The sequence below is a fragment of the Streptomyces sp. NPDC046215 genome (assembly GCF_040646215.1).
Taxonomy (GTDB): Bacteria; Actinomycetota; Actinomycetes; order Streptomycetales; family Streptomycetaceae; genus Streptomyces; species Streptomyces stramineus.
Genome location: NZ_JBEYZW010000016.1, coordinates 16,760 through 37,772 on the forward strand (window position 1 = coordinate 16,760; position 21,013 = coordinate 37,772).

At 72.4% G+C, this 21,013-nt stretch carries 21 protein-coding genes; 15 read left to right on the top strand and 6 right to left on the bottom strand.

The genetic code is table 11. The features are described 5' to 3' along the window. Position 1: 1 nt before the first annotated feature. On the bottom strand, positions 2-151 hold the full coding sequence (locus ABZ951_RS09815) for a hypothetical protein (RefSeq protein WP_344092050.1): 150 nt from the start codon (positions 149-151) through the stop codon (positions 2-4). A gap of 154 nt (positions 152-305) precedes the next feature. Between ABZ951_RS09815 and ABZ951_RS09820 the strand changes: the two genes are divergently transcribed. After that, on the top strand, positions 306-932 hold the full coding sequence (locus ABZ951_RS09820) for a TetR family transcriptional regulator (protein WP_344092048.1): 627 nt from the start codon (positions 306-308) through the stop codon (positions 930-932). Here ABZ951_RS09820 and ABZ951_RS09825 read toward each other — a convergent pair. Further along, entirely contained in the window at positions 898-2,220 is a 1,323-nt protein-coding gene (locus ABZ951_RS09825; protein WP_344092046.1) for a M6 family metalloprotease domain-containing protein, read from the bottom strand. The genes ABZ951_RS09820 and ABZ951_RS09825 overlap by 35 nt on opposite strands. Before the next feature lie 288 nt (positions 2,221-2,508). Here ABZ951_RS09825 and ABZ951_RS09830 point away from each other — a divergent pair, with 288 nt between their 5' ends. Next, a complete protein-coding gene (locus ABZ951_RS09830) occupies positions 2,509-3,147 on the top strand; it encodes a helix-turn-helix domain-containing protein (protein ID WP_344092043.1) in 639 nt (212 codons plus the stop codon). A gap of 54 nt (positions 3,148-3,201) precedes the next feature. After that, a complete protein-coding gene (locus tag ABZ951_RS09835; protein ID WP_344092040.1) occupies positions 3,202-4,701 on the top strand; it encodes an MFS transporter in 1,500 nt (499 codons plus the stop codon). A gap of 98 nt (positions 4,702-4,799) precedes the next feature. On the opposite strand, the gene ABZ951_RS09840 is transcribed toward ABZ951_RS09835, so the two are convergent. After that, the gene (locus ABZ951_RS09840) at positions 4,800-5,351 is read right to left on the bottom strand and encodes a MarR family transcriptional regulator (protein ID WP_344092038.1); all 552 of its coding nucleotides are present in this window, start codon (positions 5,349-5,351) and stop codon (positions 4,800-4,802) included. 172 nt (positions 5,352-5,523) lie between these two features. On the opposite strand from ABZ951_RS09840, the gene ABZ951_RS09845 reads away from it, so the two are divergent. Next, a complete protein-coding gene (locus tag ABZ951_RS09845; protein ID WP_344092036.1) occupies positions 5,524-6,285 on the top strand; it encodes a class III extradiol ring-cleavage dioxygenase in 762 nt (253 codons plus the stop codon). A gap of 32 nt (positions 6,286-6,317) precedes the next feature. On the opposite strand, the gene ABZ951_RS09850 is transcribed toward ABZ951_RS09845, so the two are convergent. Both ABZ951_RS09850 and ABZ951_RS09855 read right to left on the bottom strand, forming a co-directional pair. Then, a complete protein-coding gene (locus ABZ951_RS09850) occupies positions 6,318-7,382 on the bottom strand; it encodes a questin oxidase family protein (RefSeq protein ID WP_344092033.1) in 1,065 nt (354 codons plus the stop codon). A gap of 146 nt (positions 7,383-7,528) precedes the next feature. Then, positions 7,529-7,987: a hypothetical protein gene (locus ABZ951_RS09855; protein ID WP_344092030.1), complete on the bottom strand. Its 459-nt coding sequence runs from the start codon at positions 7,985-7,987 to the stop codon at positions 7,529-7,531. A 529-nt stretch (positions 7,988-8,516) separates the two neighbouring features. Here ABZ951_RS09855 and ABZ951_RS09860 point away from each other — a divergent pair. Further along, positions 8,517-9,548 (top strand): sigma-70 family RNA polymerase sigma factor, encoded by a 1,032-nt coding sequence (locus ABZ951_RS09860; RefSeq protein WP_344092028.1) that lies wholly within the window; start codon positions 8,517-8,519, stop codon positions 9,546-9,548. Positions 9,549-9,736: 188 nt separating this feature from the next. Here the strand turns inward: ABZ951_RS09860 and ABZ951_RS09865 are convergent, their stop codons facing one another. After that, positions 9,737-10,708 (bottom strand): YafY family protein, encoded by a 972-nt coding sequence (locus tag ABZ951_RS09865; RefSeq protein WP_344092026.1) that lies wholly within the window; start codon positions 10,706-10,708, stop codon positions 9,737-9,739. A gap of 96 nt (positions 10,709-10,804) precedes the next feature. Here ABZ951_RS09865 and ABZ951_RS09870 point away from each other — a divergent pair, with 96 nt between their 5' ends. The 10 genes from ABZ951_RS09870 (at position 10,805) to ABZ951_RS09915 (ending at position 21,010) form a co-directional block, all read left to right on the top strand. After that, a complete protein-coding gene (locus ABZ951_RS09870) occupies positions 10,805-12,307 on the top strand; it encodes an MFS transporter (RefSeq protein WP_344092024.1) in 1,503 nt (500 codons plus the stop codon). A gap of 152 nt (positions 12,308-12,459) precedes the next feature. Continuing rightward, positions 12,460-13,221 carry a DeoR/GlpR family DNA-binding transcription regulator gene (locus tag ABZ951_RS09875; protein ID WP_344092021.1) on the top strand — a complete coding sequence of 254 codons (762 nt, stop codon included), beginning with the start codon at positions 12,460-12,462 and terminating at the stop codon, positions 13,219-13,221. Beyond that, entirely contained in the window at positions 13,218-14,165 is a 948-nt protein-coding gene (gene pfkB, locus ABZ951_RS09880; RefSeq protein ID WP_344092018.1) for a 1-phosphofructokinase, read from the top strand. The genes ABZ951_RS09875 and pfkB overlap by 4 nt, the downstream gene beginning before the upstream one ends. Beyond that, complete coding sequence (locus tag ABZ951_RS09885) at positions 14,162-14,356, top strand: hypothetical protein (protein WP_344092016.1); 195 nt, start codon at positions 14,162-14,164, stop codon at positions 14,354-14,356. Before pfkB ends, ABZ951_RS09885 begins: the two co-directional genes overlap by 4 nt. A 444-nt stretch (positions 14,357-14,800) precedes the next feature. Further along, complete coding sequence (locus ABZ951_RS09890; RefSeq protein ID WP_344092013.1) at positions 14,801-16,900, top strand: fructose-specific PTS transporter subunit EIIC; 2,100 nt, start codon at positions 14,801-14,803, stop codon at positions 16,898-16,900. A gap of 160 nt (positions 16,901-17,060) precedes the next feature. Further along, positions 17,061-17,489, top strand: a complete 429-nt coding sequence (locus tag ABZ951_RS09895) for a GntR family transcriptional regulator (RefSeq protein ID WP_344092011.1) — start codon at positions 17,061-17,063, stop codon at positions 17,487-17,489. Next, positions 17,486-18,415 (top strand): ABC transporter ATP-binding protein, encoded by a 930-nt coding sequence (locus ABZ951_RS09900; protein WP_344092009.1) that lies wholly within the window; start codon positions 17,486-17,488, stop codon positions 18,413-18,415. The genes ABZ951_RS09895 and ABZ951_RS09900 overlap by 4 nt, the downstream gene beginning before the upstream one ends. Continuing rightward, positions 18,412-19,383, top strand: coding sequence for a transporter (locus tag ABZ951_RS09905; RefSeq protein ID WP_344092007.1), 972 nt, complete (start codon positions 18,412-18,414; stop codon positions 19,381-19,383). The genes ABZ951_RS09900 and ABZ951_RS09905 overlap by 4 nt, the downstream gene beginning before the upstream one ends. A gap of 115 nt (positions 19,384-19,498) precedes the next feature. Beyond that, positions 19,499-20,278: a class I SAM-dependent methyltransferase gene (locus ABZ951_RS09910; RefSeq protein WP_344092005.1), complete on the top strand. Its 780-nt coding sequence runs from the start codon at positions 19,499-19,501 to the stop codon at positions 20,276-20,278. 12 nt (positions 20,279-20,290) lie between these two features. After that, entirely contained in the window at positions 20,291-21,010 is a 720-nt protein-coding gene (locus tag ABZ951_RS09915; protein WP_344092003.1) for a VIT family protein, read from the top strand. The last annotated feature ends 3 nt before the right edge of the window (positions 21,011-21,013 follow it).

Here is a 21,013-nt window from a genome sequence, read left to right on the forward strand (position 1 = left end):
GTCAACGCTCCTTCGTGCGCTCGCGGACGGTGAAGACCAGCAGCCAGAGGGCGATGGCCGCCGCGGCGGGCAGCAGGACCGGCAGCGGGGTGTGGGCCGCGGCGCCCACCAGGACTCCCATCAGCAGAAGGGCTGCGACGAGGAAGATCATGTCGGGACGCCTTCCTGGAGGTCGGGCGGTGACTGGTCCGGTGACCAGTTCGACGGATGGTGCACTCGGTTCAGTGAACAGTTGGGGTGACAATCGTTCACTGAACTGAACGTACCCCTGGCTCCGCCCGGCAAACAGTTGTTTACTGAATGGCATGAGTCACAGTCACACCCTCGGCCTCCGGCAGGCGCAGAAGCAGAAGACCCGGCAGGCGCTCCTCGACGCCGGGCTCGGTCTCCTGGAGGAGCAGAGTCTGAGCAGCCTCGGGCTGCGGGAGGTCACCCGGGTCGTGGGGGTGGCGCCGGCCGCGTTCTACCGGCACTTCCGCGACATGGCCGACCTCGGGGTGGCGCTCGTCGAGGAGTCGCTGGGCAGCCTGCACGGGATGATCCGCACGGTGCTCGCCGAGCAGGACGGGGCCGAGGAGGTCATCGACCGCAGCGTCGACGTCGTGGCCGGGCACGTGGCGCTGCACCGGGCGCACGTGCGGTTCGTCGCGCGGGAGCGCCACGGCGGGGTCCGGCCGGTCCGTGAGGCGATCGCGGCGGAGCTGGCGCGGTTCGGCGACGAGGTCGCCGGGGCGCTCACGGCGCAGGAGGAGTCCGAGGGGTGGAGCGCCGACGACGTGCGGATGCTCGCCGACCTGTACGTCGACCACCTGGTGATGACCGCGGCCGCGTTTCTGGAGGCGGCGCCCGGGGAAGAGAGCCGGATCGCGGACACCGCCCGGCGGCAGCTGCGGCTGATCAGCCTGGGCCGCCGGCACTGGAGCGCCGGCTGACCGCGGCGGGGGAGCCCGCGCCGAGGATCCGGGGTCGCACCGTGACGGATACGCGCCAGCGTCCGTCGGCGTCCTGCCCCAGCACCTTGACGGAGACGCCGGGCGCCAGGCATCTCTGCCCGGCCACGTACGGCGCGTCGCTCAGCCGGGCGTTCACGTTCGGATCCGTCGTGTAGCAGCCGGCGCTGCCCGGGGTGGCGTCGGAGGTGCGCACGGGGCCGTCGCCGGAGGCGACGTCCGTGGCGACGGTGGAGACGAGGACCCCGGGGCGGCAGACGGTGTGGTCGAGCGGGCCGGGGGCGCGGGCCTCCAGGGTCACGGCGCGGGTCCGGGAGAGCGGGACGACGGCCAGCTTGGCGCCGCCCGCCACGGAGGTGGGGGTCAGGGTCAGGGTGCGGGTGCCGGGGCCGGTCAGGCAGTGGACCTGGTCCGGGGCCAGCCAGCCCAGCTTCCACTTGTGCCAGGCGAGGAAGTCGTTGGAGGGGCCCCAGTCCTCGTCCATCGGGTCCCAGTGGCCCACCGGCGTCCTGGTCCGGCCGGTGAGTCCGCTGGTGTAGTAGAGGTCCGGCAGGCCGAACGCGTGGCCGTTCTCATGGTTGAGGACGCGGTAGGGGCTGTTGCCGGTCTGTCTGCTCCAGATGAACGAGACGTTCTGGAACGGGACGCCGTCCCCGGTGGTGAGCCCGGTCGGTGCCCCCGCGAACGTCACCGACCGCACGTCCTCGGTGGCCGGCGGGCCGGCGTTCGGGGTGACCAGGACGTTGACGAGGTCGTAGTCCCGGAAGTCGACCTCACCGTCGGCCGCCGCCAGGATCTCCCGGGACAGGGCGTGGTAGCCGTTCCCGCCGCCCGCGTCGAAGGACGCGCCGCGCTCGATGCCGTACGAGGCGTACGGGCGTGCCATGCGGATCCAGCGCGGCAGCGGCGTGGAGCGGTAGTCCAGCCGCCCGTAGGAGCTGGCCCGGTAGAAGTCGGCGACCGCCGGGAAGAACTCGGCGTAACGTTCCTGCGGAGTGCCCTCGGCGGGCACGTCGGGGAAGTCCACGAACAGCGTGACGGCCCGGACGGTGCCGTGGGACCGGGCGAAGCCGGGCGGCGTGCGGGCGGCCTCGGAGACCTGGCGGGTGACGCCCGGCAGCGCGCAAGGGCCCGAGGGCGGTCTCCCGTCGGTTTCCCCCTCGGCGGCCGCCCCGCCGCTCCCCGCGTCACCGGCCCCGGCCCGCGAGGGCGCCGGCGAGGTGAGCGTGAGCGCGGTGAACACCATGACCGCGATGGCCAGGGACTTCATGGCGGGCACCTCCCGGCACCTCCGGCGCGCGGCCTGCCGTCTCCGGCCGCTCTCTGTGATCACCCTGTGCCGGTCCGCGCCCGTACGCCCCCCGGCCGGGGCAGATGGGGGGCCCACCCGTGTGTGGCGCAGGTCACGGACCCGGCAGGAAATAACCGGGGACGCCATCCCCGTTTAACCGGACGTCCGCGTGAAGCGGGGAATCACTCCCCGCTTCGGGTCGGGCACTCAGTGACAGAGGCGCAGGCAGCGGCCCGCGCATGATCCGCATCGGAAGGAGCGCCGACCGTGGCCACCCCCCAGCCCCGCCTCCGCGCCGACGCCCTGCGCAACCGGGAGCGCATCATCGCCGCCGCCCGGGAAGCGCTCGTCGAGCACGGGGCCGAGACCTCCCTCGATGAAATCGCTCGACGCGCCGGGGTCGGCAATGCCACGCTGTACCGGCACTTCGCGGATCGCTCCGAGCTGATCCATCACGTCACCCTCTCCGTCATGGACCGCCTCGTGGACCAGGCCGAGAGAGCACGAGCAGAGGAATCCGATGCTTTTCACGCGCTGAGGCGCTTCGTCCACGCCGCCGCTGACGAGCGGATCGGGGCCTTGTGCACGATGCTGGCCGACGGTGTCGACCCCAACCACCCCGACCACGTGGCGGCGCGGGAGCGCACCGACGGTGAGATCGAGCAACTGATGGCCGCGGCCCGCGCCTCCGGTCAGCTGCGCGACGACATCGCCGTCGGTGACCTGATGATCGCCATCGCCCAGCTGACCAGGCCCCTCCCGGGCAACGGCTGTTCGGCCTTCGATCAGTTCATGCACCGGCACCTGCAGTTGTTCCTCGACGGGCTGATGACCCCGGCCCGCTCCGAACTTCCCGGCTCCGCGGCCACCTTGGAGGGACTGCGCCGCGAACAGTGCTCCGGGTGACCCCACAGACTTCGTCCCACACGCCCCACAACGCCCCGCTGAGGTAGGCAACCCATGCCAGAAATCACCACTCCGGACCCCAAGCGCTGGAAAGCGCTGATATTCATCGCGCTGGCCCAGCTGATGGTCGTCCTCGACGCGACCATCGTGAACATCGCCCTGCCCTCCGCCCAGGCCGACCTCGGCATCTCGGACGGCAACCGGCAATGGGTCATCACCGCCTACGCTCTCGCCTTCGGTGGCCTGCTGCTCTTCGGCGGCCGACTGGCCGACCTGTGGGGCCGCAAGAAGACCTTCGTCATCGGCCTGATCGGCTTCGCGGCCGCCTCCGCCCTCGGCGGCGCCGCCGTCAACCTGGGAATGCTGCTGGGCGCCCGTGCGCTGCAGGGCGTCTTCGGCGCGCTGCTCGCCCCGGCCGCGCTGTCGCTGCTGTCGGTGATGTTCACCGAATCCAAGGAGCGCGCCAAGGCGTTCGGCGTCTTCGGTGCCATCGCCGGTGCCGGTGGCGGTGTCGGTCTCATCCTCGGCGGCGTGTTCACCGAGTACATGAACTGGCGCTGGACGTTCTTCATCAACATCCCCTTCGCCGTCGTCGCCGCGTTCGGCGCGATCGCCGTGATCCACGAGCCCGCCGAGAGCCGCAACCCCGCCAAGCTCGACATCCCCGGCGTCATCCTGTCCACCCTCGGACTGGTCGCCCTGGTCTACGGCTTCACCCGCGCCGAGTCCGAGGGCTGGACCGCGGGCAGCACCATCGGCATGTTCGTCGCCGCGGTCGTCCTCCTGGGCGCCTTCGCGTTCGTCGAGTCCCGGGTGAAGGCCCCGCTGCTGCCGCTGCGCGTCCTCACCGAGCGCAACCGCAGCGGTGTCTACCTGTCCCTGGGTCTCGCCGCCATCGCGATGTTCGGTCTGTTCCTCTTCCTCACCTACTACCTCCAGGTGGTCAAGGGGTACAAGCCGGTCACCACGGGCCTGGCCTTCCTGCCGATGATCGCCACGATGATCGCCGGTTCGACGCAGATCGGCGCCCGGCTGATGACCCGGGTGGCGCCGCGCTGGCTGATGGGCCCGGGCTTCCTGCTCGCCGCCGTCGGCATGCTGGTGCTCACCCAGATCGACCTGGACACCTCGTACGTCGCCGTGATCCTGCCCGGTCTGCTGCTGATGGGTCTCGGCATGGGTACGGCCTTCATGCCGGCCATGAGCCTGGCCACGCACGGCATCCAGGCGCGCGACGCCGGTGTCGCCTCCGCGATGGTCAACACCTCGCAGCAGGTCGGCGGCGCGATCGGCACCGCGCTGCTCAACACCATCGCCGCCAGCGCCACCACCGCCTACGCCACGTCGCACATGGCCGGCGCCACGTCGAAGCAGCAGCTCGTGCTCCAGTCGATGGTGCACGGCTACTCCACCGCCATCTGGTGGGCGGTCGGGATCCTCGTCCTGTCCGCGGTGATCGCTTTCTTCGCCATCAACACCGGTCACCAGGGCGGCTCCGCGGCCGCCGGTGACGATGAGAACGCCGCGGAAGCGATCCCGGTCCTGGTGCACTGACCCCGGTCGGTCACCTGCCGCATGTGCGAGGCCCCCGCCGTCCAGGCGGGGGCCTCGCATGTTTCCTGCCGTCCGGCTCAGCTCTTTCGTCCTCCGGCTCAGCGCAGCCAGGGGAGGTCGGCGCCCGCGGGCGGCTGGAGGCCGTTCGCGATGGTCCGGCAGATTTCACCGAACTGGGTGACCTGTTCGGGGGTGAGGCGGTCGAAAATGGCACCCCGTACGGCGGACACATGGCCGGGGGCGGACTTCCGCAGCGTGTCGAAGCCGTCGTCCGTAAGGATGGCCAGCTGGCCGCGCTTGTCGGACGGACACTCCTCGCGCCGGACCCAGCCGTACTTCTCCAGGCGGGCGACCGCGTGTGACAGGCGGGAGCGGGTGATCTTCGCGTCCTGGGCGAGCTCGGTCATCCGCAGCCTGCGGCGGGGCGCCTCGGAGAGGGTCACGAGCAGCCCGTAGTAGACGTGCGGCATTCCGGCGTCGCGCTGGAGCTGGCGGTCGAGATGGTCCTCCAGGAGTGTCCTGGCGTGCAGATAGGCCCGCCAGGTGTTCTGCTCCTCCTCGCTGAGCCAGCGCGTCCCGCCGTCCGGCTGCTCGCCGTCCTGGTGGTCCCCGCCCGGGTGCTGCGCGTCCCCTACAGGTCGTTTGGTCATGACATCCACTGTTTCACCCGCCGGCTTCCTCTTGGTGCCTAATTCTTGAAGCTTAAATAAGTCGGGGCTAAGCTGGAGCTTAGAGCTTGAGGGTTCAAGTACTGGTCAGGGACAGCAGACAGAGAGCCTGGAGGGCCCCATGCCGGCCACCGCACCTCCCACCGGCGGACGTATGCCCGCCCTTTACCTCTCCCATGGCGCTCCGCCCCTCGCCGACGACGAGCTTTGGACCGGCCAGCTCGCGGCCTGGGCCGCCGGGCTGCCGCTGCCCACCGCGATACTCATCGTCTCCGCTCACTGGGAGGAGGCTCCGCTCGCGCTCGGCGCGACGGAAACCGTTCCGCTGGTCCACGACTTCCGGGGCTTCCCCGCGCGCTACTACAGCGTCCGCTACGACGCCCCCGGCGCCCCCGAACTCGCCGAGCGGGTGCGCAGGACGCTGCGCGGCCCCGGCACGCCCGTGCGGGACATGCCGGACCGGGGGCTGGACCACGGAGCGTACGTTCCCCTCGTCGAGATGTTCCCCGACGCGGACGTCCCCGTGCTCCAGATGTCCCTGCCCACCCTCGACCCGCAGCGGCTGCTGGCCGTCGGACGCAAGCTCGCACCGCTCCGTGACGAGGGAGTGCTGATCATCGGCAGCGGCTTCTTCACCCACAACCTGGCCGCGCTGCGGCACGCGGGGTCGGGGCCGCCCGCATGGTCGGCGGAGTTCGATGCGTGGGGGCGTGAGGCTCTCGAACATCAGGACCTCGACGGTTTGCTGGACTTCGAAAACACGTCTCCTGCCGGTCGGCTGGCCCACCCCAGGACTGAGCACTTCGCACCGCTGTTCGTCACCCTGGGGGCGGCCGAGGACGAGCTGGACAGCCAGCGCAGCGTCATCGACGGCTTCTGGATGGGTCTGGCCAAGCGCTCGGTGCAGTTCGGGTAGTCCGCAACCGGTGCGCCCCGGGGCGGCGCGCATCAGGCGGGGTCGATCAGCTCGCAGCTGACCGCCACCGCGGCCAGTGCCCCGGTCGCGTGGACGGAGCCGGGCGGCGCGGCCGCCAGGACGTCCAGCGCGGTGTCCGTCAGCTTGATCGCGTGTGCGTCACCGTGCGCGGCGGCGCGTTCGAAGGCTTCCCCGGCCGTGCCCGGCACGGCCGGGCGGAGCTCCATGGGGGCGGCGGGCGCGTACGCGGACATCACCGCCGCGCTCGCCGCCCACGCGGCGGTCGCGCTCGCCGCCCACAGCGCGCGGGGGAGGGCGGGCAGGGTGCGCAGCACCGCGTTCGGCGCGGTGGCCGCGTGGACGAGCATGACCGGATTTCCGTGACCGTACTCGGCGTAGCGGCAGGTCGCGGCCCGGACCAGTGCCACCAGGAGGTCGTGGGCCTCCTCGGGGCCGGCGGCCGGGCGCAGCGCGTTCGAGGCGGCCGGCCAACCGGGAGCGGTGGGCAGCTGGGCGAGCCGGTGGAGGACGTCGCCCGACTGGTCGGGTACGGGCGGCAGCGCCGCCAGCGCCTCCGCGGGGCCCAGGGCGCCGGCCGGGGTGACGGGCGCGGGCAGCAACTGGTGACGGGCGGCCCAGTACCCCAGGGCTTGCGCCAGCTCGGCCACCCGCGGCGCGGTCTCACCGTCCGTGAGGAGGGTCCGTACGGCGTGACCGACGCGGATCGCCGGGTGGGTGGCGGAGGCGGCGATGCCGGGCAGCAGGCGGGGCCACCACCGGGCGAGCACGTCGCGCCAGGGCTGTTCGGCGACGAGACGAGCGAAGAAGGCGGTCCAGTCGCCCAGCCGCCGGACGTCGCCGAGGGCCTCCCGCCAGTTCTTCTCGGTGATGCGGGTGGTGGTGCCGGGAAGGTCGTCCAGCCGGGCGCTGTAGCGGTCGACCCAGGGGTGGACCACCGGTGCCTGGCCGTGGCGCGCCAGCGCCTCGACGGCCATGGGGGCATGGTTGCTCAGCCAGCCACCCTTGAGCTCGGGTCCGGTCTTGTGCAGGCGTTCCAGTGCTTCGTCGAGCGTTCCGCTCGCGTTGATGTCGGCCATGGCCTCACGCTAGGGGCAGGTGTAAGGGGCACGGAACGGTCTCCCGACCTACATCGCAGGCCCTTGTCATGTTTGGTCCCGGCCGGATGTTTGACTCCCGGCCGGGACCAAACGCGCGCGGGCGTGCGTGCCCGCAGGATGCCGCTTCAGTGTTCGTGCCAGTGGAAGACGTAGTACGAGGCCAGGCCCATCCCCAGGCCCAACAGCAGCCCGATTTCGACGGCGCGCAGCACCGTGCCGCCGGCGAGGCTGTAGAGGAAGCCCATGCTGCAGCCGAAGAGCGCGCCGAAGGCGGCCGCGCGGACCTCGGCCACCATGCGGTTCCGCTCGCGGAGCAGGACGTACCCGGCGCCCATGGAGACGACGGCGACCGCGAGTCCCATGAGGCAGTACCCGAGCGCGGAGAAACCGTTCTGGCTCGCGAGGTACATGGCGTACAGACCGAGGACGATGCCCCCGGTGAGGGGGACGGCCCAGATCCAGCGGGCCCCTTCGTCACCGCCGGCCCGCGCGCGGCCCCGGTGCGGAAGGTGCGTGCCGCGGGCCACCGGTCCGGGGCCTTCGTGGCCGTGGTGGCGCCCGGGCATGATCGAGTGCGTCGGCATCACGGGGCTCCTCTCACCTCTGCGCCCCCTCATGTCCCACCAGGGCACACCCGCCGCGAGGCCGCGGCAACTCGATCACGGTCCGTCGCGGTGCCGGGCAGGGGTTTGGCAGCGGTGTGACGGAGAACCCGCCCTTCAGGAGCCCTGAGGGCAACCGGAAGCCGATGGAGGTCGTCTTGAGGGATGGGAGAGCGGCCAGGGGCGGACAGCGACGTCCGGCCGAGTGGCTGCCGGGCTCGACCGAGCCCGTCCGGGACGACTGAGGCCCGCAGGGCCTCCTGACACCTTCCGGGGGTCTCCGAGACCCGGCCGGACCCCGCCTGACCTGCACGTCCGCGGGCTTCTCCCGCATGCCTTCCCACGTTGCGGCGGGACAGGGTACTGCATGATCACAAAAAATCAGCGGTCCGATGGGAATTCTGTCCGGATTCCAGTCGTTCTTTCCTTCGGATGGGGTGCTCCGTGGCAAGGTCCGCCTTCACAGGGAGCCCCTTCCGTCCCGCGACCGACTCATCGCAAGGGAGCACGCATGGCAACCCGTGCCGTCGCCCGTCGTCAGTCCGCCTCCACGGGCGCTGAGAGGGCAAGCAGTGTTCGCGCCACAGGCGAGATCGCCGACCGCGACCTGGTCGGCATGTACCTCGACGAGATCGCGCGGACGCCTCTGCTCGACGCCGCCAAGGAGGTCGAGCTGTCCCAGGCCATCGAGGCAGGCGTCTACGCGCAGCAGATCCTCGACGGTGCCGTCGAGACCGAGGGCGGGGCCGTGGGTGAGGGCACCGGCGCGGCCGGCCGTGCGGCACCCTCCCGGGAGGAACTGGAGGCGATAGCCGCCGAGGGCGCCCGCGCCAAGGACGTCTTCATCAAGTCCAACCTGCGTCTCGTGGTCGCCGTCGCCCGCCGCTACCCGCGCAGCGGCCTGCCCCTGCTCGACCTCATCCAGGAGGGCAACGCCGGCCTGGTGCGCGCGGTCGAGAAGTTCGACTACGCCAAGGGCTTCAAGTTCTCCACGTACGCGACGTGGTGGATCCGTCAGGCCATCACCCGGTCCATCGCCGACCAGTCCCGGACGATCCGGCTCCCCGTCCACCTCGTCGAGGAGCTCGGCCGCATCCGGCGCGTCCAGCGCGAGTTCAACCGGGAGAACGGCCGCGACCCCGAGCACGCCGAGATCGCCGCGGAGCTGGGTGCCTCCACGGCACGCGTCAGCGACGTCCTGGACTGGGCCCGCGACCCGGTCAGCCTCAACATGCCCGTGGACGACCAGGGCGAGACCCAGTTCGGCGATCTGCTGGAGGACACCTCCGCCGTGTCGCCCGAGCAGTCCGTGCTCACGCTGCTGCGCAGTGAGGAGCTGGAGGACCTCATAGGCCGCCTCGACCAGCGCACCGCGTCGATCATCAAGGCGCGGTACGGCATCGAGGACGGGCGCGAGCGCACCCTGACCGAGGTCGGCAAGCAGCACGGCCTCACGCGCGAGCGGATTCGTCAGATCGAGAAGCACGCTCTTCTGGAGCTGAAGAAGATGGCGCACGACACTGGGTTCGACGCGGCGGCGTAATAGGGCATAACCTCATAGACCGGGCCCCGGCGCCACCCCCCCCTGCGTCGGGGCCCACCTCTTTCCGGCCCCCGTCCCATGGGGGCCTGGGGGCGGGGGCTCCGGCCCCCAGGTCGCGGCGTGCGCCATGCCTCGGCGACGACCGGCCCCAGTGACACGTTCGGCGGTGCCGCTCCGGCGAGAACCGGTCAGCCGGGCCGGTGCCCCGCCGCCCGGCGGATCCGGGCCCCCAGTTCGTCCAGGTGCGCGATCAGTTCGCCCGGCTCGTGGACCTCGAACTCGCAGTCGACCAGCGCCAGCCGGATCGCCACCCACTCCAGGGAGTCCGCCGTGACGTGGTCGATGCGGCAGGTGTCCTCGTCGAGCGGCTCGGGCGTGCCGAGGGTGCGGGGCAGCCGGGCGGCGACGAAGGCCGCGGGTGCCCGCAGGGTCGCCACGACGCGGTAGGTCGGCTGCAGCCGGGCCAGGGAGCGGGTCATGAACTCGGCGGCGTCCGCCGCGGGCAGCTCGCGCGGGGTGAACCGCGCCCCCGTGGCGAACGGCTCGCTCACTCGGTCGACACGGAACGTGCGCCAGTCGTCCCGGTCGATGTCGTACGCGACGAGATACCAGCGCCGCCCGGTGCTGACCAGGCGGTGCGGTTCCACCAGCCGCTGGGTGCGGGTTCCGTCACCCTTGCGGTAGGCGAACCGCAGCCGCTCGTGACCGGTGGCGGCCGAGGCCATGACGGTCAGCGTCCGCGGGTCGACCGTGGCGCCGTCACCGCCGGTGAGCGGCACGGTGGCCGCCTGGAGGGCGGCGACGCGGTGCCGCAGGCGGGACGGCAGCACCTGCTCCAGCTTGGCGAGGGCCCGTACGGACGCCTCCTCGATGCCGTCGACGGCGTGCCCGGCGCCCGCCCGCAGCCCCACGGCGATGGCGACGGCCTCTTCGTCGTCGAGGACCAGCGGCGGCATCGCGGCCCCGGCGGCCAGCCGGTAGCCGCCGACCGCGCCCATGGTGGCCTGGACGGGGTAGCCCAGGTCACGCAGGCGCTCGATGTCGCGCCGGATGGTGCGCGAGGTGACGCCGAGCCGCTCCGCGAGCTCGCTGCCCGGCCATTCGCGCGGTGTCTGGAGCAGGGAGAGCAGAGTCAGCAGCCGTGCGGGGGTGTCGGTCATATCACCCAGCGTGCCAGCGAAGTGGGACACAAGCTGTCCTACATCCCCTCTAACGTTCCAGTTCGTTCCCGCAAGCCCAGGAAAGGCCAGAACCTGATGTCCTCCGCTTCACCGCCCGTCGACCGCCGGCGCTGGCTGGCGCTCGCCGTCGTGATGACCGCGTCCTTCATGGACCTGGTCGACGTCACGATCGTCAACATCGCGATGCCCAGCATCCAGCGCGACATCGGCGCCTCGTTCAGCGTCCTGCAGTGGCTGAGCGAGGGTTACGCGCTCGCGTTCGCGATCGGTCTGATCACGGGCGGGCGGCTCGGTGACATCTACGGGCGCAAGAAGATGTTCCTCCTGGGCATGGGCGGTTTCACCCTCGCCTCGATGCTGTGCGGCGTGGTGAGCGACCCGCAGCTGCTCGTCGCCGCCCGGGTGCTGCAGGGCCTGATGGCCGCGGTGATGGTGCCCCAGGTGCTCTCGATCATCCACGTCACCTTCCCGGCCCACGAGCGCGGCAAGGTCTTCGGGATGTTCGGTGCGATCGTCGGTCTCGGCGCGGTCTCCGGACCGCTGCTGGGCGCCCTGCTGACGCAGTGGAACCTCTTCGGCCTGGAGTGGCGCCCGATCTTCCTGATCAACCTCCCCGTGGGCATCGCCGGGCTGATCCTCGGCCGGCGCTTCATCATCGAGTCCAAGGCGCCCCAGGCGATGCGGCTGGACCTCGTCGGCGTGGCCCTGGCCAGTGCCGGCCTGCTGATGCTGCTCTTCCCGCTCACACAGGGCCGGGAGCACGACTGGCCGCTGTGGGGCTTCGTGTCGATGGCCGGCGCGGTGCCGGTGCTCGCCGCGTTCGTCGCCTACGAGCGGTACAAGTCCCGCAAGGACGGCTCTCCGCTGGTCGAGCTGTCGCTGTTCCGGGTCAAGAGCTTCGCGGCGGGCATCGGCGTGCAGCTGATCTTCGGTATATCCTCCGGCATCTTCTTCCTCGTCTGGACGCTGTACATGCAGATCGGCCTGGGCTGGTCGGCGCTGCGGGCGGGCCTGACCGGCATCCCCTTCTCGGTGGCCGTCTCCGTGGCCGCGGGCGTGTCCGTGCAGCAGCTGGTGCCCAGGTTCGGGCGGAAGGTGCTCCAGGCCGGGGCGCTGGTCATGGCGGCCGGTGTGCTGACCTACATCTGGGAGGCCGACCGGTACGGCGCGGGCATAGCGTCCTGGCAGATGGCGCTGCCGCTGACCGTGATGGGCCTGGGCATGGGTCTGATCGTCGCCCCCATCACGGACGCCGTCCTCTCCGAGGTGCCGCGTGAGCACGCGGGCTCCGCTTCCGGCCTGATCAACACCACGCAGCAGCTCGGCAACGCGCTCGGGCTGGGCCTGGTGTCCGTGGCCTTCTTCTCTGTCGTGGACGCCGCCGACCCGCGGCGCACGGCGGTCGCGGACATCTTCGCGGACGCCTTCACGCACGCCATGTGGTGGGTCGCGGGCGGCCTGGCGCTGCTCTTCGTCCTGATGTTCCTGCTGCCCAAGCGGCCCCGCAACGAGCAGTCGGCGGCGGGGGAGGCCGAGGCTCCGGCGGACGCGGCGAAGGTGCCGGCCGCGATCGGCTAGCGGTACCGCAGGGACGGGCCCGGGTGGGCGGAAGTGAACACTTCCGCCCACCCGGGCCCGTTTCATGTCTGAGTATGTTTACTTCTCGCTCGTACGGGCGGTAACCTGTCGGCGAAACCACAGATTCGGGCATTGAGCGGATGTAAATCCACATGTACGCACCGGAGCGCCAGCAGGAGATCCTGCGCCTCGCCCGCGAGGGCGGCCGGGTGGACGTCCTCTCCCTCGCCGAGGAGTTCCAGGTCACCGCCGAGACCGTGCGGCGCGACCTGAAGTCCCTCGACCGGGCGGGGCTCGTCCGCCGGGTGCACGGCGGCGCCATCCCCGCCGGACGGCTCGACTTCGAGCCCGACCTCGCCGAGCGCGAGACGACGGCGGCGGACGAGAAGGACGCCATCGCCAGGGCCGCGCTCGCCGAACTGCCCACCGACGGCAGTGTGATCATCGACGCGGGCACCACGGCCGCGCGCCTGGCGGGCCTGCTGCCGCTGGACTCCCACCTCACCGTCGTCACCCACGCCCTGCCGGTCGCCGCGCGCCTCGCCGACCACCCCGGCATCTCCCTGCACCTCGTCGGCGGCCGGGTGCGCCACCGCACGCGGGCCGCCGTCGACGCGTGGGCGCTGCGCGCGTACGGCGAGATCCACGCCGACGTCGCCTTCCTCGCGACCAACGGCTTCTCCCTCGACGGCGGGCTCACCACCCCCGACCTGGCCGAGGCCGCGGTCAAGCGCGCGGCCGCCGCGGCCGCGCGCCGCGTCGTCCTCCTCGCCGACTCGGGCAAGTACGGGCAGCAGCACTTCGCGCGCTTCGGCGACCTCTCCGCGGTCGATCTGCTCATCACCGACACCGGGCTCCCCTCCGACGACGCCCTCGCCATCGAGCGCGCCGGCACGGCGGTGGTCCGCGCGTGATCCTCACCGTCACCCCCAACCCGAGTCTGGACCGCACGTACGAGATCCCGCGGCTGGAGCGCGGCGCCGTCCTGCGCGCCGGGACCGACCGCGTCGACCCCGGCGGCAAGGGCGTCAACGTCTCGCGCGCGGTCTCCGCCGCCGGGCGGCGCACGGTCGCGGTCCTGCCCGTGGGCGGACCGGAGGGCGCCCTGCTCGCCCGGCTGCTCGGCGACCACGGCATCGAGGTCGCGGGCGTGCCCGTCCAGGGCTCGACCCGGGTCAACGTCGCCCTCGCCGAACCGGACGGCACCCTCACCAAGGTGAACGCCCCCGGCCCCGAACTCACCGCCGGCGAAGCCGAGTCCCTGCTCACGACCGTACGGGCACGGTCGGCCGGCGCGGACTGGATCGCCTGCTGCGGCAGTCTGCCGCGCGGGCTCGTCCCCGAGTGGTACGGCCAGGTGGTGGCCCGCGCCCACGACGCCGGGGCCCGCATCGCCCTGGACACCTCCGGCCCGTCGCTCACCGCCGCGCTGCGGACGCGGCCGGACGTCGTCAAGCCCAACGCGGAGGAACTCGCCCGGGCCGTCGGCCGCCCGCTGACCACCGTCGGCCACGCCGCCGAAGCGGCCGCGGAGCTCCGCTCCCTGGGCGCCCGGGCCGTGCTCGCCAGCCTCGGCGCGGACGGGCAGCTGCTCGTCGACGCCTCGGGCACGTACTTCGGCACCGCACGCGTGCGGGCCGTCCGCAGCAACGTCGGCGCCGGCGATGCTTCCCTGGCCGGCTTCCTCACCGCGGGGGGCGCCGGCCCCGCCGCCCTGGCCGCCGCCCTGGCCCACGGTGCCGCCGCCGTCCAACTGCCCGGCAGCGTCATGCCGGCACCCGAAGACCTCGACCCGGCGGCGGTGACGGTCACCACCGACGTGCCGTGGGAGCGCGCGCTCACGGAGCCGGCGCCATGACGCCGCGCTGCGCCGGTGCGCACGGCTTGCCGCCGGTCGTCGTGCGGCGGCCGTACCGGTGGGCCCGCCGGGTGCTCGCCACGGTCCTGGCCCGCGGCGCCGCAGCCCGGCCCCGCCCCCGGCCCGAGGGGCCCTACCTCGACGCCCCCTACGGCCGCCGGACCGGAGGTGCCCGCCGTGCGGGTGCGTGACGGCGTGCGGGTGCTCGACGCCGTGCGGGTACATGGCGGCGTGCGGGTGCATGGCGGCGAGGCAGTGGTCCGGCGCGGCCGGGCCGGTGGCGGACCGGAGCGCGTCCCCGCCCGGCCACCCGCGCCCCGCCGGGCCCCGAGGCCGCCGGGCGGTGCGTGTTCGCCGGGTGGTGCGTGCCTGCGGGGCCGTGCGTGCCCGTCGGGTCGCCGCACGACCGTGCAGAAACCTTTCGGCAGTGGCCGAGCGGCTGCGCGGAAGCCGTTCGAACCTGGCCGAGTGGCCGTGCGGAAACCTTCCGGCAGTGGCCGCGCGATGGTGAAGAAGCCTGGCGCCAGTGCCCGACCGGCCTTGAGCGACGCCCCTCCCGGCCACCGGGACGGCTCCCGCCTCCACCCTGTCCCCCCACCGCCCGCAGGGCGCGACCGCGAGCAAAGGAGCCCGCGATGAGCCGGCTGATCACGGCGGAACTGGTCGACCTCGACCTGACCGCCGACACCAAGGAAGCGGCGGCGAGATCGCTCGCCGCCCGCATGCTGGCCCTCGGCCGCGTCACCGACATCGAGGGCTTCCTCGCCGATGTCGCCGCGCGCGAGGCCCAGATGCCGACCGGGCTCGACGGCGGCATCGGCATTCCCCACTGCCGCAGCGCCCACGTCACCGAGCCGACCCTGGCCTTCGGCCGCTCCACCGCCCGGATCGACTTCGGCGCCCCGGACGGCCCCGCCGACCTGATCTTCCTCATCGCGGCCCCGGCCGGCGCGGACAGCGACCACCTCACGATCCTGTCGAGCCTGGCCCGCCACCTGATGGACCCGGTCTTCACCAGCGCCCTGCGCTCGGCGCAGGACGCGGAGGCCGCCGCGGCCCTGATCCGGGGTGACGCCCCGGCCGCGCCGGCAGCCGCCGACCCGGCCGGGGACGCCGGAGACGGCGGCGATCCCCTGCCGGTGGCCGCCCTGCCTGCCTCGGCCGAAGACGGCGCCGACGACCGTGCCGAAGGCAGCACTGAAGACGAGGACGACGGCGCGTCCGGTCGGCGTGACGGCACCGGACCGGAGACAGCGAGCGCGGCGAGTGCCCCGTTCCGCATCGTGGCCGTCACCTCCTGCCCCACCGGCATCGCGCACACCTATATGGCCGCCGAAGCCCTCCAACAGGCCGCGCGATCCGCCGGGGTTGAGCTCGCCGTCGAGACACAGGGGTCGGCCGGGTTCACCAAGCTGGAGCCCGAGGTCGTCGCCGCGGCGGACGGCGTGATCCTGGCGCACGACGTCGAGGTGCGCGACCGGGACCGCTTCGCGGGCAAGCCCACCGTCGACGTCGGGGTGAAGGCCGGCGTCAACCGGCCCGCCGAACTGATCGCCGAAGTACGGGAGAAAGCGGCGCACAGCCCCGCCACCGCGCCGGCCGCCGCCCCCGCGCCGATGGACGCCGGTGCCGCGGCCGGCGACGGCTTCGCCACCCGGCTGCGGGCCTGGCTGATGACCGGCGTCAGCTACATGGTCCCCTTCGTCGCGGCGGGCGGTCTGCTCATCGCGCTCGCCTTCGCCGTCGGTGGCTACGAGATCAACAAGGCGCCCTCCGTCGCCGAGCACTTCCTGTGGACGGAGTCCGCGAGCTGGGCCGCCCTGCTGTTCCAGACCGGCGGTGCCGCGTTCGCCTTCCTCGTCCCCGTGCTGGCCGGCTACATCGCGTACGGGATGGCCGACCGCCCCGGTCTCGTGCCCGGCTTCGTCGGCGGCTCCATCGCCCTGACCGTCGACGCCGGATTCCTCGGCGGGCTGATCGCCGGTCTGCTGGCGGGTGCGGTCGTCAAGGCCGTCCAGCGGGTGGACGTACCGCCGGTGCTGCGCGGGATCATGCCCGTGGTCGTGATCCCGCTGGTGTCCGCGGCGGTGGTCGGGTTCCTGATGTTCCTGGTCGTCGGCAAGCCGGTCGCCTCGCTGCAGAACGCGCTGACCGACTGGCTCGGCGGTCTCTCCGGCACCAATGCGGTCGTCCTCGGCGTCCTCCTCGGCCTGATGATGTGCTTCGACCTGGGCGGCCCGCTCAACAAAGTGGCCTACGCCTTCGCGGTCGGCGGCCTCGCCCACCCCAACGAGGGCAGCCTCAAGGTGATGGCGGCCGTCATGGCCGCCGGTATGGTTCCGCCGCTGGCGATGGCCCTGGCGACGACCGTCCGCGGGCGGCTGTTCACCCGGACCGAGCGGGAGAACGGCAAGGCGGCGTGGGTGCTGGGCGCGTCCTTCATCACCGAGGGTGCCATCCCCTTCGCGGCGGCCGACCCGCTGCGGGTGATTCCGTCGGCGATGGCGGGCGGTGCGGTCACGGGCGCCCTGTCGATGGCGTTCGGCTGCACCCTGCGCGCGCCGCACGGCGGAATCTTCGTGGTGCCGCTGATCGGCCGCCCCTTCCTGTACCTGCTGGCGATCGCGGCGGGCACGGCGGTCAGCGCGGCCCTGGTCGTCCTCCTCAAGACCGTCCGCGGACCCGCCGCCCGGTCGAAGGCACAGACACCCACCGAGGTCCCCGTCACGGTCTGACCGGACGCCTCCGACGCCCACGCGAAACCAACGCCCGGAGCCCCGGGCCGCCTGCGCTCAGGCGGCCCGGGGCTTCTGCCGTACCGGCTTGTCGGGATTTGACGGGGCCCGGGTCCCCTCCGCATCATTCCACTAACACCTTAGTGAAACGAGGGTGCGAATGATCGCATTCCGGATAGCCCGCCGCAGCGGAGTCGCCACCTATCTGCAACTCGCCGACCAGGTGAGACAAGCCCTGCGGCTGGGCGCACTGCAACCCGGGGACCGGCTCCCCACGGCGAAGGAGGTGGTAGAAGCCACCGCGCTCAACCCCAACACCGTGCTCCGCGCCTACCGGGAGCTCGAACGCGAGGGACTGGTCGAGCCACGGCCGGGCCGGGGCACGTTCGTGACCGCCTCGCTGTCCCGGCCGGCCGCCGCGGCGGGCTCCCCGCTGCGCACCGAGCTCACCGCCTGGGTCGTGCGAGCCCGGACCGCCGGACTGGAACGCGAGGACATCGCGGCGCTCTCCACGGCCGTCCTCGACGAGCAGTTCCCCCGCGCCGCTCCCGCCCCCCGCACACCGCAGCCCCTGGAGGAAGACACGTGACCGACCCGACCGCCTCTACCGCCCTGCGGGCCACGGGGCTCGGCCGGAAGTTCCGGAGCGGCTGGGCGCTGCGCGACTGCGACTTCACCCTGCCCGCGGGCCGGGTCACCGCGCTCGTCGGCCCCAACGGGGCCGGCAAGAGCACGCTGTTCCACCTCGCGACCGGCCTGCTGCGCCCCACCGCCGGTGAGATACGCGTCTTCGGCGCCGACCCCACCACCGGCGCGGCCCGCGACCGCGTGGCCTTCCTCGCCCAGGACAAGCCGCTCTACGCCCGCTTCACCGTCGCCGAGACACTACGGTTCGGACGGAGCCTGAACCGGGACTGGGACCAGGCCGCCGCCGAAGGCATCGTGCGCGCCGGCGGCATCTCCTTCGACGCCCGGGTCGGCACCCTCTCCCCGGGGCAGCGGACCCGCGTCGCCCTCGCCCTCGCCTTCGGGAAGCGCCCCGACCTGCTGCTCCTCGACGAGCCGCTGGCCGACCTCGATCCACTCGTCCGGATCGAGGCCATGGGCCTGGTCATGGCCGAGGTCGCCGACCGCGGTGTCACCGTCGTGCTGTCCTCGCACGTCCTGTCCGAGCTGGAGAGCGTCTGCGACCACGTGCTGCTCCTCCGGCACGGCGGCGTACGGCTTCAGGGCGACACCCAGCAGCTGTGCGACGAGCACCTGCGCCTGACCGGCCGCGCCGAGGACTCCACCGGGGACGGGCTGCCGTCCGGACTGGACCGCGCCCGCGTCGTGGAGTCCCGCGTCACCGGCCGCCAGGCCACCGCACTCGTCCGCAGGTCCGGCAGCGACCCCCTCGCCGGGGCCGGCACCGACCGGTGGATCACCGAAACTCCCTCCCTGGAAGAACTCTTGCTCGCCTACCTGCGCTCCGACGGTCCCACCACCTCCGGCACCACGGAGGCCGCGGCATGAAGGGCACCCTCTGGACGGCCTGGCGCCAGCAGCGCGCCCTGATCCTGGCCGGCACCGCGATCGTCCTCGCCTGCGCGGTCTGGGCCGCGTTCCGGCGTGCGGACATGACGGCGTTCCTCAGCGACCACCACCTCCAGCTCTGCAAGGGCTGGGACTCCGATGCCTGTCCGGGAACCGACCCGGAACTCCTCCAGCGCGTGCTGGACGACAACAACGGCGCCCTCAGAGCGCTCGGTACCCTCAGCGCCGCCCTCCCGGTCCTCATCGGCGTCTTCTGGGGCGCGCCGATGCTCGGCCGCGAGCTGGAGAGCGGCACCTGGAAGCTCGCGCTCACCCAAGGCGTCAGCGTCCGCCGGTGGTTCATCGCCCGCTTCGCGCTGGCCACCGTGTGCGCGATCGTCGGGTCGGCCGTCCTGGCCGCGCTCGTCGCCTGGTGGTGGGAGCCGGTCTCCAACACGCTCGACGGCCTGTACTGGCACGACGGCTACCTCTTCAACGCCACCGGCCCGGCAGCCGTGGCCTGCGCCTTCTTCGGCCTCGCCGCGGGTACGGCCGCCGGCCTCCTGATCCGCCGGACACTGCCCGCCATGGGCGCGGTGCTCGCCTTCGTCGTGGGTGTGCGGATCCTGCTCAACACCTTCCGCTCCGACTGGATCGCGCCCACGGTCCGCGTCAGCCAGGGCGCCGCACCGCGGCCGGACGTCGGCAGCGCCTGGTCCACCGGGGAGTTCGGCTTCATCGACGCCGCGGGGCGGCAGCACGCGATCGCCGACGCCTGCCCGTGGGGAATGGGCCTGCCGGACCTGCCGACGTGCATGGCCCAGAAGGGCTACGTCGCCCGCTATCACAAGGTCTATCCCAGCGGTGACTTCTGGACCTTCCAGTGGATCGAGACCGCCGTCTTCCTCGGCCTGGCAGCCGTGCTGATCGCGCTGATCTGCGCGGTGCTCCGGCGCCGCGTCATCTGATCCGCCGTCCCGGCACCTCACCCCTCCCACACGTCCGAGAGCCCTGCCTGCATCCCCCGAGAGCTCCCCCTTCTTCCTCACGACGTTTCTTACGACTCACACGACGGAGGACCCCGTGTCGTCGCCCAAAGCCATGCTCAAAAACCGCAGCAACCTCAGCCACAAGGTCCGTTACGCGGTCACCAACCCGGCCCGTATCGCGCCCTACCTCAAGCGCACCGCCCGCGACAGCTGGCTGCGGCTGAAGCACCCCGACCACGTCGACTACTACCGCGCGGTCATGGCCTCCGACACCGCCCGCAACCCCGAGGCCGCCGTCGGCAGCCGCAGCCACGACCGCTGGCTCGCCCTCGGCCGGATGCAGTTCGAGTACCTCACCGAGCACGGCCTCGCCCCGAACCACCGCATGCTCGACATCGGCTGCGGCAACCTCCGGGCCGGCTGGCGGTTCATCGAACACCTGGACGCCGGCAACTACTACGGCATCGACATCTCGCCCGACATCCTCATATCGGCCAAGCAGACCCTGACGACCTACGGCCTTCAGGACAAGCTGCCCCACCTCACCATCACCCAGAACCTCACCCTCGACTTCCTGCCCGACGGCCACTTCGACGTGGTGCACGCGCACAGCGTCTTCTCGCACTCGCCGATCGAGGTCATCGACGAATGCCTGGCCCACGTCGGCCGGGTGCTCGCCCCGGGCGGCTTCTTCGACTTCACGTTCGACCGCACGGAAGGCGCGGAGCACCAGGTGCTCCGCGAGGACTTCTACTACCGCACCGGGACCCTGATCGCCCTCGCCGAGAAGCACGGACTGCGTGCCCGTTTCATGGAGGACTGGGAGCGGCGGCCGCACGGCCAGTCGAAGATCCGGGTGACCGCCGGAGAGTGAGACGCTCACCGAGTGAGCGATGAGACTCCCCCCTCGCACGACGAGGCCCACGCCGGCGGCCTGAGCACCCGGCTGAACTGGCTGCGGGCCGCCGTACTCGGCGCCAACGACGGCATCGTCTCCACCGCCGGCCTGGTCGTGGGCGTCGCCGGGGCCACCGACGCGCGCGGCACGCTGCTGACCGCCGGGCTCGCGGGGCTGCTCGCCGGGTCGATGTCGATGGCGGCGGGGGAGTACGTGTCGGTGAGCACCCAGCGCGACTCAGAACAGGCGGCACTGGCCCTGGAACGCAGGGAGCTGACCGCAGCCCCGCAGGCCGAACTTGCCGAACTCACCGGTCTCCTGGAGGGCAAGGGCATCGCCCCCGACCTGGCGAGGGATGTCGCCGAGCAGCTCACCGACCACGACGCCCTCCGCGCCCACGCAGAGGTCGAACTCGGCATCGACCCCGACGCGCTCACCAACCCCTGGCACGCGGCCGGAGCCAGCTTCCTCGCCTTCACGGCCGGCGCGCTCCTCCCCCTCCTGGCCATCGTCCTGCCGCCCGAGCCCCTGCGGCTGCCCGTCACCGTCGTGGCCGTCCTCGCGGCCCTCGTGCTGTGCGGGTGGGGGAGCGCCCGGCTGGGCGAGGCCCCCGCCGGACGGGCGATACTGCGCAACGCCGGCGGCGGAGCGCTCGCCATGGCGGTCACCCACCTGGCCGGCGTCCTCCTCGGGGCGGCCGGCGTCTGAGCC